Annotated in this window: 15 protein-coding genes; 4 read left to right on the top strand and 11 right to left on the bottom strand. The window is 61.5% G+C overall.

The annotated features are described in order from the left end of the window. Positions 1-8 precede the first annotated feature (8 nt). Positions 9-1,331 (bottom strand): DEAD/DEAH box helicase, encoded by a 1,323-nt coding sequence (locus tag VF673_RS09080; protein ID WP_440291681.1) that lies wholly within the window; start codon positions 1,329-1,331, stop codon positions 9-11. Positions 1,332-1,570: 239 nt separating this feature from the next. Then, positions 1,571-1,912, bottom strand: coding sequence for a YegP family protein (locus VF673_RS09075; RefSeq protein ID WP_090537313.1), 342 nt, complete (start codon positions 1,910-1,912; stop codon positions 1,571-1,573). A gap of 198 nt (positions 1,913-2,110) precedes the next feature. On the opposite strand from VF673_RS09075, the gene dusA reads away from it, so the two are divergent. Both dusA and tal read left to right on the top strand, forming a co-directional pair. Next, positions 2,111-3,133, top strand: a complete 1,023-nt coding sequence (dusA, locus tag VF673_RS09070) for a tRNA dihydrouridine(20/20a) synthase DusA (RefSeq protein WP_440291680.1) — start codon at positions 2,111-2,113, stop codon at positions 3,131-3,133. 50 nt (positions 3,134-3,183) lie between these two features. Then, positions 3,184-4,146: a transaldolase gene (tal, locus tag VF673_RS09065; RefSeq protein WP_440291679.1), complete on the top strand. Its 963-nt coding sequence runs from the start codon at positions 3,184-3,186 to the stop codon at positions 4,144-4,146. On the opposite strand, the gene rssC is transcribed toward tal, so the two are convergent. The 3 genes from rssC to VF673_RS09050 form a co-directional block, all read right to left on the bottom strand. Continuing rightward, entirely contained in the window at positions 4,132-4,632 is a 501-nt protein-coding gene (gene rssC, locus VF673_RS09060; RefSeq protein WP_090537736.1) for an anti-sigma factor antagonist RssC, read from the bottom strand. The genes tal and rssC overlap by 15 nt on opposite strands. Then, positions 4,632-5,828 (bottom strand): PP2C family protein-serine/threonine phosphatase, encoded by a 1,197-nt coding sequence (locus VF673_RS09055; protein WP_440291678.1) that lies wholly within the window; start codon positions 5,826-5,828, stop codon positions 4,632-4,634. The genes rssC and VF673_RS09055 overlap by 1 nt, the downstream gene beginning before the upstream one ends. Before the next feature lie 127 nt (positions 5,829-5,955). Further along, on the bottom strand, positions 5,956-6,672 hold the full coding sequence (locus VF673_RS09050) for an MlaA family lipoprotein (RefSeq protein WP_440291746.1): 717 nt from the start codon (positions 6,670-6,672) through the stop codon (positions 5,956-5,958). Between the two features lie 193 nt (positions 6,673-6,865). On the opposite strand from VF673_RS09050, the gene VF673_RS09045 reads away from it, so the two are divergent. After that, positions 6,866-7,144, top strand: a complete 279-nt coding sequence (locus VF673_RS09045; protein WP_090537438.1) for a DUF4404 family protein — start codon at positions 6,866-6,868, stop codon at positions 7,142-7,144. A gap of 7 nt (positions 7,145-7,151) precedes the next feature. On the opposite strand, the gene queF is transcribed toward VF673_RS09045, so the two are convergent. The 3 genes from queF to VF673_RS09030 all read right to left on the bottom strand — a co-directional run bounded on the left by queF (position 7,152) and on the right by VF673_RS09030 (position 9,765). Then, positions 7,152-7,985 carry an NADPH-dependent 7-cyano-7-deazaguanine reductase QueF gene (queF, locus tag VF673_RS09040; RefSeq protein WP_273123577.1) on the bottom strand — a complete coding sequence of 278 codons (834 nt, stop codon included), beginning with the start codon at positions 7,983-7,985 and terminating at the stop codon, positions 7,152-7,154. A 68-nt stretch (positions 7,986-8,053) separates the two neighbouring features. Beyond that, positions 8,054-8,830 carry an ABC transporter permease gene (locus VF673_RS09035; protein ID WP_440291677.1) on the bottom strand — a complete coding sequence of 259 codons (777 nt, stop codon included), beginning with the start codon at positions 8,828-8,830 and terminating at the stop codon, positions 8,054-8,056. Beyond that, a complete protein-coding gene (locus tag VF673_RS09030; RefSeq protein ID WP_440291676.1) occupies positions 8,827-9,765 on the bottom strand; it encodes an ABC transporter ATP-binding protein in 939 nt (312 codons plus the stop codon). Before VF673_RS09030 ends, VF673_RS09035 begins: the two co-directional genes overlap by 4 nt. 176 nt (positions 9,766-9,941) lie before the next feature. Between VF673_RS09030 and VF673_RS09025 the strand changes: the two genes are divergently transcribed. Next, on the top strand, positions 9,942-11,255 hold the full coding sequence (locus VF673_RS09025) for a spinster family MFS transporter (protein WP_440291675.1): 1,314 nt from the start codon (positions 9,942-9,944) through the stop codon (positions 11,253-11,255). Between the two features lie 78 nt (positions 11,256-11,333). Here VF673_RS09025 and VF673_RS09020 read toward each other — a convergent pair whose 3' ends face one another. The 3 genes from VF673_RS09020 to VF673_RS09010 form a co-directional block, all read right to left on the bottom strand. Beyond that, on the bottom strand, positions 11,334-12,263 hold the full coding sequence (locus VF673_RS09020) for a ZIP family metal transporter (protein WP_440291674.1): 930 nt from the start codon (positions 12,261-12,263) through the stop codon (positions 11,334-11,336). Between the two features lie 117 nt (positions 12,264-12,380). Next, positions 12,381-13,757, bottom strand: coding sequence for a DUF1329 domain-containing protein (locus tag VF673_RS09015; RefSeq protein WP_440291673.1), 1,377 nt, complete (start codon positions 13,755-13,757; stop codon positions 12,381-12,383). A gap of 22 nt (positions 13,758-13,779) precedes the next feature. Continuing rightward, positions 13,780-15,624: a DUF1302 domain-containing protein gene (locus VF673_RS09010; protein ID WP_440291672.1), complete on the bottom strand. Its 1,845-nt coding sequence runs from the start codon at positions 15,622-15,624 to the stop codon at positions 13,780-13,782. Positions 15,625-15,807: the final 183 nt, after the last annotated feature.

Genomic DNA, 15,807 nt, shown 5'->3' with positions numbered 1-15,807 from the left:
TCGGAAACTCAGCTGCGCCGCTTCGGCGGCGCCAGTCCATCTCCACCGTCCAGCACTACCTGCCCTTTGGGAATCGCCGGCTTGCGCCTGGCCGCAGGTTTGGCAGTCTTGGGGCGCTTCACCTTCTTCTTGTCGTCTTTCTTCTTCTTGGCACCGACCGGCTTGCCCGAGGCCTTCACCTTCTTCGGTCCCTTGAAGCTGCCCGCAAGCTCCTTGATCTCGCGGCGCTCGAACTGCCGACGCAGATAACGTTCGATACTGGACATCAGACTCCACTCGTGGGGAGCCACCAGGGACACCGCCAGCCCCTCTGCACCGGCCCGGCCGGTCCGGCCCACGCGGTGCAGATAGTCATCACCGCTGCGCGGCATGTCGAAGTTGATCACCAGATCCAGTTCGCTGATATCCAGACCGCGGGCGGCCACATCGGTCGCAACCAGCACACCCTTGCCACCCTGCTTGAATCGCTCGATGGCCAGCTTGCGCTCCTTCTGGTCCTTCTCCCCGTGCAGTACATACACCCGCAGCCCCTCTACCGCGCGCAGCACGCCATTGAGTCGGTCAGCCATGACCCGGGTGTTGGTGAACACGATGGCCTTGCCTTCGCACTCGTTGAGCAGCAGCCACCTGGTGAGTTTTTCACGGTGGGTGTTGTCATCTACTGGAATCACCTGCTGACGAATCGCCGGGGTATCGGACTTCACGCTGTCCAGCTCGAGCCAGCGCGGCTCATTCAGGATCTGCTCGACCATGCGGCGGATGCCCTGATTGCCGGTGGTGGCGGAGAACAGCATGGTCTGACGCTGCTCGGGGCAGGCGCTGGCGATACTCAGCACATCTTCGCTGAAGCCCATGTCCAGCATGCGGTCAGCTTCGTCGATAACCAGGGTCTGAACTTCGGACAGGTCCAGCCCGCCGGCTTCCAGTTGCTCCAGGGTACGACCAGGGGTGGCAATGACGATATCCGGATTCTTGCGCAGCTTGGCGGCCTGCACCTTGAAGTCTTCACCACCGATAACCAGCTCGGCCTTGAGGAAGGTGAAACGCGCCAGCGCCTGAACGTCCTTGAGTATCTGCTGGGCCAGCTCCCGGGTGGGCGACAGCACCAGCGCCCGCGGGGCCAGGGCCTTGCTGTCATCATCCAGCAGCCGCTGCAGGATCGGCAGCACATAGGCGGCGGTCTTGCCGCTGCCGGTCTGGGCAATGATGTACAGGTCTTCGCCGGCAATGGCCGGGGGAATGGCCGCTGCCTGGACGGGGGTCGGCTTTTCGAAGGACAGCTCGGCCAGGGCCTTGAGCAGACGCTCGTGCAGGGATAGTTCTGTGAACACGGGTTTTCCTTATGGAAACGGCTGGGACTGACGAATCATGTCGCTAGTGTATCACCGCTTGGAGAAACCCCGATGGCCTTTGCGGCGGGACAGGTGTAGGGCACCGGCGCTACGCCTGCGTTGTCTGTGCGCATACGTCGGCGAGCGGGTGCTCGCCAACCCGGTGTATTCCCGGGTGGGACCAGCACCAGCTCGTCCGGTGGGCTGGGCCGCAGGTAAACCCGCGGCCCTGGCCTGCGTCAGGAGGTCGCCTCCACCTCGACCACCCGCGCCTCTGGTGCGTGGTTCTTGACCGATTCAATGCCCTTGTCCCGGGAGGCAGCGGTCTGATACTGCTGGCTGGTGCCTATCACCTGATGGTTGGCCGCCTTGAGATTGAACATGAACTTGCCTGAACCGCTCTCCTTCTTCTCGTAACGGGCATCATCCGGCGCGTTGGTCTTGACCGACTCCACGCCATTGAGACAACTGGCCTTGGTCTTGTAGCCCTCGCTGGCAAGAATGTTCTGCCCATTGGAAGCCTTGAGCCTGAAACGGTACTCGCCCCCCTTGTCCTGATATATCTCGAATGTCCCAGCCATGCCGCGCTCCTTGGTGGCTCCTCGTGGCCCACCGGAAAGTTGATCGGAATGCCATACAGCACTCTGAGTAAAGCGCAACGTCTGCCGCTTCGCTAGTCGCCACCAGGACAACTCATCCACTCCGTGTCCGGACACCCGGACATCCCTGTTACAATAGGCGCCCCAGTCACCCCAGCCTCACCAGGATTCGCTCACCCGATGCTGCAGCCACCTGCCCTCAGTCGTCCCGGCCCGTCCCGTCGCTTCTCCGTGGCGCCGATGATGGACTGGACCGACCGTCACTACCGCTACTTTGCCCGGCTGATCAGTCGGCACACACTGCTGTATACCGAGATGGTGACCACGGGTGCGGTATTGCACGGTGACCGTGCGCGCTTTCTGGGTTACCACCCCGCCGAGCAACCCCTGGCGCTGCAACTGGGTGGCAGCGATGCAAGCGAGCTAGCCCAGTGTGCCCGGCTGGCCGAACAGGCCGGCTATGCCGAGGTGAATCTCAATGTCGGCTGTCCCAGCGACCGGGTTCAGAACAACCTGATCGGCGCCTGCCTGATGGGTCATCCGGAGCTGGTGGTGGACGGGGTGAAGGCCATGCTCGATGCCTGCAGCATCCCGGTGACCGTCAAGCACCGCATCGGCATCAATGGCCGCGACAGCTATGAGCAGCTGGTGGATTTCGTCGGCCAGGTCCATGAGGCCGGATGCGAGACCTTCATAGTGCATGCGCGTATCGCCATTCTGGAGGGCCTGTCACCCAAGGAAAACAGGGAGATTCCCCCGTTGCGCTACGAGGTGGTGCATCAGTTGAAGCGTGACTTCCCGCAGCTGGAGGTCATTCTCAACGGCGGGCTGACCGATCTCGACGCCATGCAGCAACACCTGCCCGAGCTCGATGGTGTGATGGTCGGCCGCGAGGCCTATCACAATCCCTACCTGCTGGCGGATGTAGACCGCCGTTTCTACGGCGACAAGACCCCGGTCCGCAGCCGAATCGAGGTACTGCAGGCCCTGCGCCCCTACATCGCCAGCCACATCGAGGCCGGGGGCAGCATGCATCATGTCACGCGGCATATCCTGGGGCTGTTCCAGGCGCTGCCCGGTGCACGACATTTCCGCCGCCAACTGAGCACCGAGGTGCACCGCACCGAGCAGCCGCTGGCGCTCTACGATCAGCTTCTCGAGGATATGGCCGCACGTCTGGCAGTGCGGGATTGCTCCCTGTAACAGGCTTAGGGTAAGGTCGGAAGCTCATTCCTTTCCTGCCTCGGACCACCATGACAAGTACACCAAGCAAACTGGACAGTCTCCGGCAACACACGCTGATTGTTGCCGACACCGGCGATATCGACGCCATTCGCACCCTGCAACCGGTGGATGCCACCACCAACCCCTCCCTGCTGCTCAAGGCGGCGCAACAACCCGAGTATGTCCATCTGCTGGACCAGGCGCTGGAACAGGCGTCGGGCAGCTATCAGCAGATCGAGGAAGCCTGTGACCACTTCGCCGTCGCCGTGGGCAGGGAAATAGTCCAGCTGGTTCCCGGTCGCGTCTCCACCGAGGTGGATGCCCGCCTGTCCTTCGATCGCCAGGCCACCCTGGACAAGGCACAACGTCTGATCGAGCTCTACGAGGCCGCCGGTGTGACTCGGGACCGGGTGCTGATCAAGATCGCCGCCACCTGGGAGGGCATCCAGGCCGCAGCCGAGCTGGAGCGCCGTGGCATCCAGTGCAACCTGACCCTGCTGTTCTCCTTCGCCCAGGCCCAGGCCTGTGCCGATGCGGGGGTGTTCCTGATCTCGCCCTTTGTCGGTCGCATTCACGACTGGTACAAGGCGCAGGAGGGTCGTGACTACCAGGGCGCGGACGACCCGGGCGTGCAATCGGTGTCACGCATCTTCCGCTATTACAAGCAGCACATGTACGCGACCGTGGTGATGGGCGCGAGCTTCCGCAATCTCGGTCAGATCGAGGCGCTGTGCGGGTGCGACCGTCTGACCATCAGCCCCGCCCTGCTCCAGCAACTGGCCGCCGAGCCGGGGCCCCTGGCGCCCGCTGCGCAGCTGAGCGCGCAATGCGATGACAGTCGTCAGGTACTGGATGAAGCCGCGTTCCGCTGGGCGCACAACGAGGACGCCATGGCCACCGAGAAACTGGCCGAGGGCATTCGGGCCTTCGCGGTGGATCAGCGCCGCCTCGAACAACTGCTCAAGGAGCGGGCCGGTTCAGCAGTCGTCTGATTCGGTATCGCCTTCGAGGCTGGTCACCAGATCGACAAAGGCGTTGCGGTTATGCTCGTTGAGGTCCATCAGCAGACGATGGGCCTCCAGCACGCGGGCGCGGACCTGCTCCTCGGACAGCGTCTGGGGTGGCAGGTCCTGAAGCTCGGCATCGGTAGGGGTGGTTTCGGCCACTATGTTGAATATCTGCTCGAAACCCATGCTCTGCAGCAGGCGAAGCATGTCCTGCTGGGTGGACACCAGGGTGGGCAGCAGGCCGACCCTTTCCCGGGACAGGATCGACAGCTTGGCCAGTAACCCCAGGGAGGTACTGTCGATGTTATCGGTCTCGGTCAGATCGATGACAATCGACTTGAAATGCAGTGCACTGACGATCTTCTCGATGTAGGCGTCCAGCGCGGCGCACAGGGTCAGGCGCACGTCACCAAGAAACTTGAGTACGAAAGTACCATCGGATTCGGCAAACTGAATCCTGCCAGTGGTCATCATTCCGGGTTCCTGCTCAACAGCAAAACTGAGATATCGTCCGGCATCACCTTCGCCTCTGCCATGCCCAACAGCGCCATGAGTCTGGAGAGGTCACCGCCAGCCTGCTCCACCAGCAGCGGCAGATTGTCTTCCTTCTCCTTCAGGGTAGTCCCTGCCACACAATCCAGCACGCCATCGGAACAGAGCGTCAGGGAGAAGCGACTCGGCAGCGGTATCTCGTGGTTCTCGTATTCCGCGTCGTCGAACAGACCGACCGGACGTCCTTTTCCCTGGAGATAGCGGGCCTTGCCATCAGCCACCAGAATGGGCAGCGGCAGATGCCCGCCGATGCTGTAGGTCAGGGTCTGGCGCTGCTCGTCAATGACGCCACCGAGCATGGTGACGTGCTTGCCCAGCCGGCAACTGATCAGACTGCGGTTGATGTGATCCATCACGTCCGAGGGCCGGAAAGCGATGGGGCCCTGCTCCTGCACCTTGCGCTGCTCGTACAGCAGGCGGGTGGTCATGAACTTCAGCAGAACGGTCACGAAGGCGGAGGAGGCCCCATGCCCGGATACGTCCGCCAGATAGAAGCCCAGCTGGGTATCGGATATGCGGAAGTAGTCGACGAAGTCACCGGACAGGTAGAGGGAGGGGATGATGCGGTGCTCGAACAGAAACTCGCCGCTGGACCAGGGGGTCGCCGGGAGCATGTTCAACTGGACCTGGCGCCCTGCGGCCTGGTCATCGCGGAGCTCTCGCAGGTGGTTCTCCAGCTCCAGGTTGGCCTGCTCCAGGCGTTCGCGAATGCGCTGGTTCTCGTTACGCAGACGTGCGCGATCAAGCGAGCGGCGAACCGCGTGCTCGAGCACCTCGAGGTCATCCTGGGGGCGTATCAGATAGTCACTGGCGCCCTGACGCAGGGCCTGCACCACTTCGCTCATCACCCCGTTGGCGGATATCACTATGGCGGGCGTTTCCGGCCCCTGCTCGCCAATGCGGGTCAGCAGGTCGATGCCGCTCATGCAGGCATCCTCGATCTGCAGGTCGCAGAGCACCAGTGCCGGGCGCTGACGCGCCATCAGCGCCAGCCCATCCCGTGCGGTGCTGGCCTGCAACACCTCAAAGCCGCACTGTTCAAGATGAATCGCTATGCTGTGACGAACCTTGTCGTCGTCATCGATAACCAGCAAAGTAGTGCCGGGACGCTGCATATATTCCCTACGTCTCTACCGCAAGCCTGGCTGAGCTCGTCGGCCACAGGGGTTTATCAGAAGTCAGGACGGCCTGACTTTGCCAAGGGGCAGACATTACTCCCATCCGCCCCGGCAGGCAACCTGCCTAGAAGTCATCCTCGACCAGCCCGTCCCTGACCTTGAACTCGCGGTTCTGCAACCAGGCATTGCGGATGAAACGGTACTTGTCCCCACGAATCAGACGTTCCTGGGACAGCAATCCGGCCCGGGTATCCACCACATCCACGCCGGTTGCGGTGTTGCGGCTGGGCACATGATCCATCTGACTGCGGTAGCTGTAGCCAGCCAGGCCGTCCGCCGTCCGTCCGCCGGCATCGCGAACCGTACTGGGGCCGAAGAACGGCAGCATGACAAAGGGGCCGCTGTCCACGCCCCAGGCACCGAGCGTCTGACCGAAGTCCTCGTCGTTGCGCTGCAGCCCCATGCGGGTGGCGACATCGAAGACGCCGACCACGCCAATGGTGGTGTTGAGCAGGAAGCGCGCCGTATCGATACCGGCATCGCGCATCTTGCCCTGCAGAAGGTTGTTGACCAGGTTTTTCGGCTCGCCCAGGTTGTTGAAGACGTTGGTCACGCCATCATTCAGAAACTGCGGCATGACCCTGTCGTAGCCCCTGGCGACGGGCCTCAGGGCATAGGTGTCCAGGGTATCGTTGAAACGGAAGACCGCACGGTTGACCGGCTCCCAGGGGTCCGGGTTGTACAGCTCCTCTGCATCATAGTCATCTTCGACTGCCGCCACCGAGGTGGCCATGGACAGTGCGAGCATCCCGGCCAGCAGACTGCTGGCAGTGGCGTGCAGTATTCTCATTGTTCAGTACCCTCTGGTTATGGGATGCGGGCCGGACACCGCTGGCCGCCAGTATAAAGCAAATCCTGCCCCGCAGAAGGGGCCGGCCCATTGTCAGGGAAGCGATTGCCGCAGACAAGCCACTGGCACTGCGGGCCCCGGGGAAGGTCTATAGTGTATTCAAAGGTATCAGAAGGAGCAGTACATGCCGGAACAACAGTTACGCGCCCAGTTGGAGGCTTTGCAGCAGACGCTGGACGACCCGGAGTTCGATCTGTCTGCCGAGGAACGTCGGTCTCTGGAGGAGCTGGCCAACAATCTGGAGGCCCGCCTGCTGGTCAGCGAGGCCAACGAGGAGAGTGTGGCCGATCCGAGCTTGGCCGACGGTATCAATCTGTTGGTGGAGGATTTCGCCGAACGCTACCCCACCCTCTCTGCCACCCTGCGCAACGTGGTGCAGACCCTGTCGAACATGGGTATCTGAGACGCGACTATTGCCGCGCAAGCCGCAGATTGTCGGGCATGCCCGGCTGGGTGGAACGCCACGGGTTGATGTCCAGCCCGCCACGACGCAGATAGCGTGCATGGACGCTCAGCTCGCAACCCTCACCGAGCAGCCGCTGCAGGTCCAGAAAGATCCGCTCCACGCACTGCTCGTGGAAGTCGCGGTGCTGACGGAAGGAAACCAGGTACCGCAGCAGGCTGGCCCGGTCGATCGCAGGGCCGCTGTAACTGATCATTACGCTGGCCCAGTCGGGCTGCCCGGTGACCGGGCAGTTGGATTTGAGCAGGTTGCTGTTGAGGGTCTCGCGCACCTGGCGCGCCCCCGGCAGCAGCCGCAGGAGGCCGGGATCATATTCGTAACTGCTGATCCGCACATCCATGTCATCCAGACATTCCCCCGGCAGTCGGGCAATGCCCAGCTGCTGGATCCGATGGGTGTCCTGCACACGCACCAATACCGGCGCCTGGGCTGTCACACTGAGGTCGGACTCCAGAGTGCGCAGCACTTCGGCCCGATCGCTGAACACGGTCTGGTTGAAGGAATTCAGATACAGCTTGAAGGATTTCGACTCGACAATGCGCGAGGTCGGGGTCAACGGGAACACGAACTCCACCACCGCCACTTCCGGCTTGCCCGAGGGAGTCAGCCAGGACACCTCATAGCTGTTCCAGACATCGGCACCATGGAACGGCAGACGCTGCGGGTCCAGCCCCAGTCCTTCCCAGATCGGCTGACGCGGGATCGGGTATAGAAGAGAGGGGGTGTAGATTCCACTGTATTCGCTGGTCTTGCCGAGCGGCGACTGTTCTGCCGGATGCATCTGCGGGTCTCCTTCCTGTGAGCCCGCAAGCATACCCGTCCCCCGCCCCGAGGCCAACCGCGGGGGCGTCAGTTCCGCAGGCCGACGCCGCGTACCAGCAAGCGATAGCTGAACAAGTACAGGCCCACCACGAATACCGCCATCAGCCCCAGGGCGATCCCGATATTGATGTCCGATACCCCCAGAATCCCGAAGCGGAAGGCGTTGACCATATGCAGGATAGGGTTGATCAGTGACACGCCCTGCCAGAAGTCGGGCAGCAGATTGATCGAATAGAACACCCCACCCAGGTAGGTCAGCGGTGTCAGCACGAAGGTCGGGACGATGGAGATGTCATCGAAACTGCGGGCGTAGACCGCATTGATGAAGCCGCCCAGGGAAAACACCAGCGACGTGAGGAAGACCACCCCTATGGTCAGGGCAATGTGCTGCACCTGCAGACGGGTGAAGAACAGCGACATCAGGGTCACTATCAGTCCCACCGCCAATCCGCGAGCGACGCCGCCGAGGGTATAACCCAGAAGAATCATGTGGGGTGAAACCGGCGCGACCATCAGCTCCTCGATGGAACGCTGGAATTTGGTGCTGAAGAAGCTCGATACCACGTTGGAGTAGCTGTTGGTGATCACCGCCATCATGATCAGACCAGGCACTATGTAATCGATGTAGGCGAAACCGCCCATGTCGCCGATGCGGTTGCCGATCAGATTGCCGAAGATCACGAAATACAGCGCCATGGTGATACCCGGCGGCAGCAGCGTCTGCGGCCAGATCCGGGTGAAGCGACGGATTTCCTTGATCAGTATGGTGCAGAATGCTACCCAGCTGTGCCGCCAGTAATTCATGCGCGTACCGCCTCCTTCTCCGAATTGCCTTCCACCAGTCGAAGGAACAGCTCCTCCAGGCGGTTGCTCTTGTTGCGCAGGCTGAGCACCTCGACGCCGCGGGCTGACAGCTCGGCAAACAGCCGGGTCATGCCCTGCTCCCGGTCGACCTGGACCTCCAGGGTATGCTCGTCTATCAGTTCGCAGGGGTAGCCCTCGAGCTGGGGAGCACCGACCAGGGCCTCCTTGCAGTCGAGCAGGAAGGTCTCCACCTGCAGCATCTTCAGCAGCGAACGCATGCTGGTGTTATGGATGATCTGACCCTTGTCGATGATGGCGATATTGCGGCACAGCTGTTCCGCCTCCTCCAGATAGTGAGTGGTCAGAATGATGGTCACGCCCTGGGCGTTGATCTCTTCCAGAAACTGCCACATGGAACGGCGGATCTCGATATCCACACCGGCGGTGGGCTCGTCCAGAATCAGCAGCCGGGGTTCGTGGATCAGCGCCCGGGCAATCATCAGCCGGCGCTTCATGCCCCCCGACAGCATGCGCGAAGGTACATCGCGCTTGTCCCACAGGCTCAGACGGCGCAGATAATGTTCGGCGCGTTCCCTGGCCTCGGAGGCCGGAATGCCATAGAACCCGGCCTGGGTGACGAGGATGTCCAGGCACTTCTCGAACTGGCTGAAGTTGAACTCCTGGGGCACCACTCCGATGCAGCGCTTTGCCGCCATCAGGTCGGTGTCCAGATCATGCCCGAAGATACTGACCTGACCTTCGCTCTTGGTGACCAGCGAGGACAGGATGCCGATGGTAGTGGACTTGCCGGCCCCGTTGGGACCCAGCAGCGCGAAGAAGTCGCCCTGCTCCACGTCCAGGTCCAGCCCCCTCAGGGCCTGCATGCCGTTGGGATAGGTTTTCCTCAGCCCGCGAATTGTGATTGCTGCCGTCATGCCATGCCTATACACGATTGATCAACCTTGGGATATGGGGGCGAACCCCCCGGTTTCAAGCCGCCGGAGCAATTACAAATCCACTACAAATGTGACCCGCCAGTCGATTGTGGTCGAGGTTGGCCATACGTATGCTTCGGGCTGACAAGAATAACCAGAGTATACGGAGACTCTCCATGTCGCATCTGCCTGATACATCGGCATCTGCCCGCGACGACTTTGCCAGTCGCATCACGCCACGCTACCGGCGTTGGGCCCTGTTCCTGCTGGTACTGGCCTACACATCCAGCCACGTTGACCGCAATATCGTGGGCATTCTGATAGAACCGCTGAAGGCGGATCTTCTGCTGTCCGACACCCAGCTGGGCTTCCTGTCGGGAATTGCCTTCGCCCTGTTCTACGCGACTCTGGGTATTCCGATTGCCGTCTGGGCCGACCGTTCCAACCGTCGCAACATCATCGCCTGGGCCATTGCCATCTGGAGTCTGATGACCGCCCTCTGCGGCATGGCGCAGAACTTCTGGCAGCTGGCGATCGCCCGGGTCGGCGTGGGTATCGGTGAAGCCGGTTCCAGCCCGCCTTCCCATTCGATGATTTCCGATCTCTATCCCAAGGAAGAACGCTCCAGCGCCATGGCGCTCTACGCCCTGGGCGTGTACTTCGGCATCATGATCGGTTTTCTGGTCGGCGGTTTCGTCGCCGATGCCTGGGGCTGGCGTGCCGCTTTCTTCATCGTAGGTATTCCCGGCCTGCTGATCGCCCTGCTGGTGCGCTTCACCATGATAGAGCCGCCGCGCGGATTCGCGGACGGCGTGGCTCCGCCACCCAAGGGCAAGATCAATATCCGCGCCGGCATGGCCGTACTCTGGCGAGTGCGCACTACCCGTCACGTGGTGATCGGCGTGACCCTGACCGCACTGGTCGGCTATGGCACCATCGTCTGGAACCCGGCATTCCTCATGCGCAGCCACGGCCTGAGCCCCACCCAGGTTGGCGTACTGCTGGGGCCGCTGCTGGGCGTTGTAGGCGGTCTGGGTGCCTGGATCGGCGGTATCCTCGCCGACCGACTGGCGGCGAAGAACCAGAGCTGGAATGCCTGGATTGTCGGCCTGGCCAAGATCCTGGCGATCCCCTTCATCATCGCCTTCTACACCATCGACAACACCTATCTGGCCCTGGCTGCCTATATCCCGGCGGTCTTCCTCGGTGCCTTCTATCTCGGGCCGAGCTTCGCCATGATCCAGAGCCTGACGCCCCTGCGCAGTCGCGCCCTGGCGTCGGCGGTGATGTTGCTGGTTCTGAACCTGTTCGGTCTGGGCTTCGGCCCACAGCTGATCGGCCTGACCAGTGACCTGATCGGCGGCCTGTATGGCATGGAAAGTCTGCGCTATGCGCTGATTGCCGCTGCCCTGGTGAATATCTGGGCCTGCTGGCACTACTATCTGGCTGGCCGCACCATCAAGCAGGATACGGCCAACATGGAACCCTGAGGTACCCGGCGGGGCAGCACCGTCTGCCCCGCCGACTGTTGTGCTCTCCCTTCCCTTCTGCCGCTTCTCCCTTCCGTCCTAGCCCAGCGCCGTATCCAGGAACATCATTACCGCAAACCCGAGCATCAGACCTATGGTGGCGGGTGTCTGATGGCCGTTGCGGTGGGTCTCGGGAATGACCTCATGGGATACCACGAAGATCATCGCCCCGGCGGCCAGCCCCATGCTGACCGGGTAGGCGATGGCAAAGGCGCTGGACATGCCGACGCCGATCAGCGCGCCCAGGGGCTCCATGAACCCCGACAGCGCGGCCACCAGCACTGCCCTGCCGTGGGTCAGGCCTGTCGCCCGCAGTGCCAGGGCCACAGCCAGCCCCTCGGGGATATCCTGGATCGAAATGGCGGTCGCCAGGGGCACACCGACGTGCATGTCGCCGGCGGAAAACCCCACGCCTATGGCCATGCCCTCGGGAATGTTGTGCAGGGTGATGGCCAGCACAAAGAGCCAGACCCGGTTGATGCGCGCAAATACCGGCCCATGGGCCCCACTGACTTCATGCTCATGGGGAATGAAACGGTCCAGCCCGAGCATCAGCACCACGCCCAGCCCCAGCCCCAGCACTACGGTGGCGGCACCGGCCATGCTGTTGCCGAAGATGGCCTCCCCTGCCTCCACGCCTGGCAGGATCAGGGAGAAGGCGCTGGCGGCGAGCATCATGCCGGCGGCAAAACCCAGCATGCTGTCCTGTCGGACACCCGAGATATCCCGGAAGACCAGCGCCAGGCAGGCCCCTGCGGTTGTGGCAAGAAACCCCGCCGAACCGCCCACCAGGGCGTAACGCATGTTCAGCACGTTGTCCTGACTGATCGCACTCAGGGTGCTCAGCACCACCGCAAGCAGGATCAGCAGCAGGGAGCCGGCAAGACCGGCAAAGATGAAGGGACTGCGCTGCGCCTGGGTGATCCAGGCGGTGCGCAGCTCTACGGCGAGTGATGTTTGCTTGGTCATGGCCACTTCCTGTCCGGACTCATGGAAAGTCTAACAGATGGACACAAAAAACCCCGGCCGGGGCCGGGGTTTTCATGGGCTCGGAATGCTCATGCGAGCATCCCGGACGGTCGCCGATCAGCGCACGCCAGCGGCACGCAGTGCGGACGGAGTGAACTGGTTGTAGGTCGGCGGAGTACCACCATACTGCGGAGCAGAGGCTTCTTCGGTGTACATGCCCAGAGCGATGTAGCGGCCTGCCAGCAGGTCGTACAGGGTCTCCAGGGTGTAGCCCGGAATCTGCTGCTTGTAGTTGAAGGCCAGGTGACCTTCGCCCACACGCCACAGGGTGCCACGGCCGTCGTAGTGATCAGCCAGGCCGATCATCCAGGAGTCCTCGTCCACGAAGAAGTTACGCTGGGCGTAGATGTGGCGCTGACCCTGCTTCACGTTACCCTGTACTTCCCAGGCACGGTGCAGTTCGAAGCGGGTGTGCTCGGGATTGACGTGACCGGCCTTGAGCACATCAGCGTACTTCAGACCAGGCTGGGACAGCTGACCGGCGTTGTAGGGCAGGAAGACTTCCTTCTTGCCGACCAGTTTCCAGTCATAGCGGTCCGGAGCGCCACTGTACATGGCGAAGTTGTCGGAGGTACGCATACCGTCGGAGGCGGTACCCGGACCGTCATAGGCGACCTGCGGAGCACGGCGTACACGACGCTGACCAGCGTTGTATACCCAGGCCATGCGCGGTTCCTTCAGCTGGTCGAGGGTATCGTGTACCAGCAGAACGTTACCCGCCAGACGGGCCGGGGCGTTCACCCGCTGTTTGAAGAACAGCAGGTTGTTCGGCATGCTCGACGGATCGATATCGGGCATCAGGTTCGGATATCCGACTTCCTCTTCCATCTTGATCAGGGTGAAGGAGCCGTTGGTCTGCGGCATGGCCTGGACATACCAGCGATGCACGTTCAGGCGGTAGCGGGTCATGTGGTTCCAGATCACTTCCACACCGGATTTCGGAATCGGGAACACGAAAGAAGAACCCGGCTCGACGTTCTCCACGCCGTCGCCACCATTGACCAGCCTGGCCTGACCGGCGGTACGCTTGACCTGGTCATACACGCTCTGCTGGAAGCCTACCGTCCGCTTGCTCTGGTACACCGGCATGCGGAAGGTTTCCGGGTAGCGCTCGAACAGCGCAATCTGGCCCGGGGTCAGGTTGTCGCGATACTGCTGGTAGTTCTGCGCAGTGATCACGAACTCCGGCTGCTCGTTCTTGAACGGGTTTTCCAGGAAGTTGTTGGCCAGGCTCTGACCGGCATCGGTCGGCAGACCGCCGGTCCACTCGGGGATGGTACCCGCAGCGTTACCGGCCTTCTCGGCGCCGATCGGAGTCAGGGTAGTGCCCAGCTGGTTGATTTCGGACTGGGACAGGCTCTGCGCCGCAACAGCGCTGGCCACCAGGCTCAGAGCCAGACCGCAGGCACCGATGAATGTTTTCTGCATTTGCATATTATTTTCTCCAAAAACCGGCTTAGAAGCTTACGCCGAAGCTGACAGCGGCGAAGTCGCGATCAACCAGGGTGTTGTACTTGCCATCAAAGAAGTTGGTGTAGCTGATGCTGGCGTTGTACTTGTTGGCGTAGTCGGCATTCAGACCGATGCTGATCGACTTGGCGTTTTCGTTGAAGTTGGGGCTGTAACCCTCAACGTCATGGGACCAGGCGATGTTCGGGCTCAGGTTGATACCGGCAATCACGTTGCTGTAGTCCAGGGACGCACGCAGGCGGTAGCCCCAGGAGAAGTCGGTGAAGTAGCCGTTGTTTTCGCACCAGCTGGCAGCGTTGGGCGAACGGTCAGCAGCAGTACCCTGGAAGTGCGAGCATTCGCCCACAGGTTGGCCGTCACCGGGTTGCCACGGGCTCTGACCGAACAGGGAATCACGACCGAACTTGGGTCCGCTGTTGCTCATGCCACCGATGTAGTTGGCGCCTACTTCACCGATCAGCGACAGGCGGCTGGCGCCCATTACGCGATCGATGAAATGGACGGCACTCAACGACGCCTGCCAGAATTCCTTGCGCTCATAGCCCTGGATGTAGTCACCCGGGTTGAGGTTGGTCAGACCGCGGTGAGTGTTGTCCTGCCCGGTGCCGGGGAAGCCAACACCGGCAGCCATCAGAGCGGTACGACTCATGTCACCGGTATTGATCTGCAGCGGCATGTTCGGACGGTAGCTGAGCTCACCAGCAACAGACGTGCCACCGATGTCGGTGCCGAAGCTGATGCCATACAGGCGGATGTCTTCCGGATGCTCGAAGAAATAACCGGCACCCCCCAGATCACCCTCGTAGCCTTCAACCGGCACGATCAGACCAGGCTGTTGGATGGCAGCCGGGCCGGCCACGCGGCCGGCGATGTTGGAATACAGCGGATTACGACTATGGTAATTCATCGCATAGAAGCCGAACTCGGTGTTGTTCAGCTCCGGTACGAACCAACGGAAGGCTACACCAAACTGGCCGCTGTCACTGGCTTCCTTGTCCTTGCGGGTACGGGCGATGTAAGTCAGCTGCCGCTGCTCGCCATGGGGCATGTCCGCGCCGTTGAATACGAGACGGTCGTTACAACCACGGCCGGCAACGTCAGTGGTGGAGAAGAAGGTGCCACAGTTGTCCGCCACGGTGCCATGCCACTTGAGCTGGTAAAAGGCTTCCACGGTCAGGTTTTCGGTCAGACCCTGGGACAGGTAAAGCATCTCGACCGGCAGCAGACCTTCCTTCAGCTCTGCGCCCGGACGGCGGAACGCGGAGGCGTCGATCGGGTTGATGGAGTTGATGCCGTTCTGGATGAAGACACCTTCACCCCAGCTGACTACCTGGCGACCAAGACGGATGTTACCCGGGTTATTGCCGATGGAGTAGTTGTGGTAGACAAAGGCGTCCAGCAGCTGAATGCCCGCACCTTTCTGCAGCGGGTTGCGGCCAGAATCGCTGATATCATAGAAGCGCTGGCTGCCATCCTTGGTCTCAAAATCGTACCAGTAGTTACCACGGATAAAGGCACCGGAGTCACCGTAACGCAGCTCCAGGTCGTGGGAACCCTTGAAGATCTTGGAGAACACATCGCCTTTCTTGTAGTTCAGACGTCCGTCGTCCGAAGTACGTGCGGCGGCTTCACCACCCATACCGCGATGCCAGTACAGCCGCTTGTCCCGCCCTGCGGTGGACATGCTTGCACCGATCGACATCTGCGAGTCCAGTTGCGCTTCGATTTCCCCGATATTGAAGTTAACTGCGTTTGCAGAACCTGAGAAACTGGCCAGTCCGATAGCCAGGGGCAAGGCCGCGAGCGACCAAGCATGCATTTTTTTTGTCATTGTGTTGCTCCGTTTGGGTGACATGAACCTGTGTATCAGTCGACACGTTCAGGACACTGCCGAGTCTGTCATGAGCGCCGGCAAAACAACCTGCCCCTGACGGCCAATTCACTTGTCCTGCACGGCCATTCACCGGAGAAATAAGCCTTATAAATACAGTGAAGCCAATATGCCATCCCGCCC

It is taken from the genome of Halopseudomonas sp. Lyrl_26, from assembly GCF_051948695.1.
GTDB lineage: Bacteria > Pseudomonadota > Gammaproteobacteria > Pseudomonadales > Pseudomonadaceae > Halopseudomonas > Halopseudomonas formosensis.
This window is presented reverse-complemented; position numbering and strand designations above follow the sequence as displayed.

Excerpts from the sequence above, each read along its gene's own strand:
- VF673_RS09075 (WP_090537313.1), bottom strand. The coding sequence starts at position 1,912 with ATGGCTGGGACATTCGAGATATATCAGGACAAGGGGGGCGAGTACCGT.
- dusA (WP_440291680.1), top strand. The coding sequence starts at position 2,111 with ATGCTGCAGCCACCTGCCCTCAGTCGTCCCGGCCCGTCCCGTCGCTTC.
- tal (WP_440291679.1), top strand. The coding sequence starts at position 3,184 with ATGACAAGTACACCAAGCAAACTGGACAGTCTCCGGCAACACACGCTG.
- rssC (WP_090537736.1), bottom strand. The coding sequence starts at position 4,632 with ATGACCACTGGCAGGATTCAGTTTGCCGAATCCGATGGTACTTTCGTA.
- VF673_RS09055 (WP_440291678.1), bottom strand. The coding sequence starts at position 5,828 with ATGCAGCGTCCCGGCACTACTTTGCTGGTTATCGATGACGACGACAAG.
- VF673_RS09045 (WP_090537438.1), top strand. The coding sequence starts at position 6,866 with ATGCCGGAACAACAGTTACGCGCCCAGTTGGAGGCTTTGCAGCAGACG.
- queF (WP_273123577.1), bottom strand. The coding sequence starts at position 7,985 with ATGCATCCGGCAGAACAGTCGCCGCTCGGCAAGACCAGCGAATACAGT.
- VF673_RS09035 (WP_440291677.1), bottom strand. The coding sequence starts at position 8,830 with ATGAATTACTGGCGGCACAGCTGGGTAGCATTCTGCACCATACTGATC.
- VF673_RS09030 (WP_440291676.1), bottom strand. The coding sequence starts at position 9,765 with ATGACGGCAGCAATCACAATTCGCGGGCTGAGGAAAACCTATCCCAAC.
- VF673_RS09025 (WP_440291675.1), top strand. The coding sequence starts at position 9,942 with ATGTCGCATCTGCCTGATACATCGGCATCTGCCCGCGACGACTTTGCC.
- VF673_RS09020 (WP_440291674.1), bottom strand. The coding sequence starts at position 12,263 with ATGACCAAGCAAACATCACTCGCCGTAGAGCTGCGCACCGCCTGGATC.
- VF673_RS09015 (WP_440291673.1), bottom strand. The coding sequence starts at position 13,757 with ATGCAAATGCAGAAAACATTCATCGGTGCCTGCGGTCTGGCTCTGAGC.
- VF673_RS09010 (WP_440291672.1), bottom strand. The coding sequence starts at position 15,624 with ATGACAAAAAAAATGCATGCTTGGTCGCTCGCGGCCTTGCCCCTGGCT.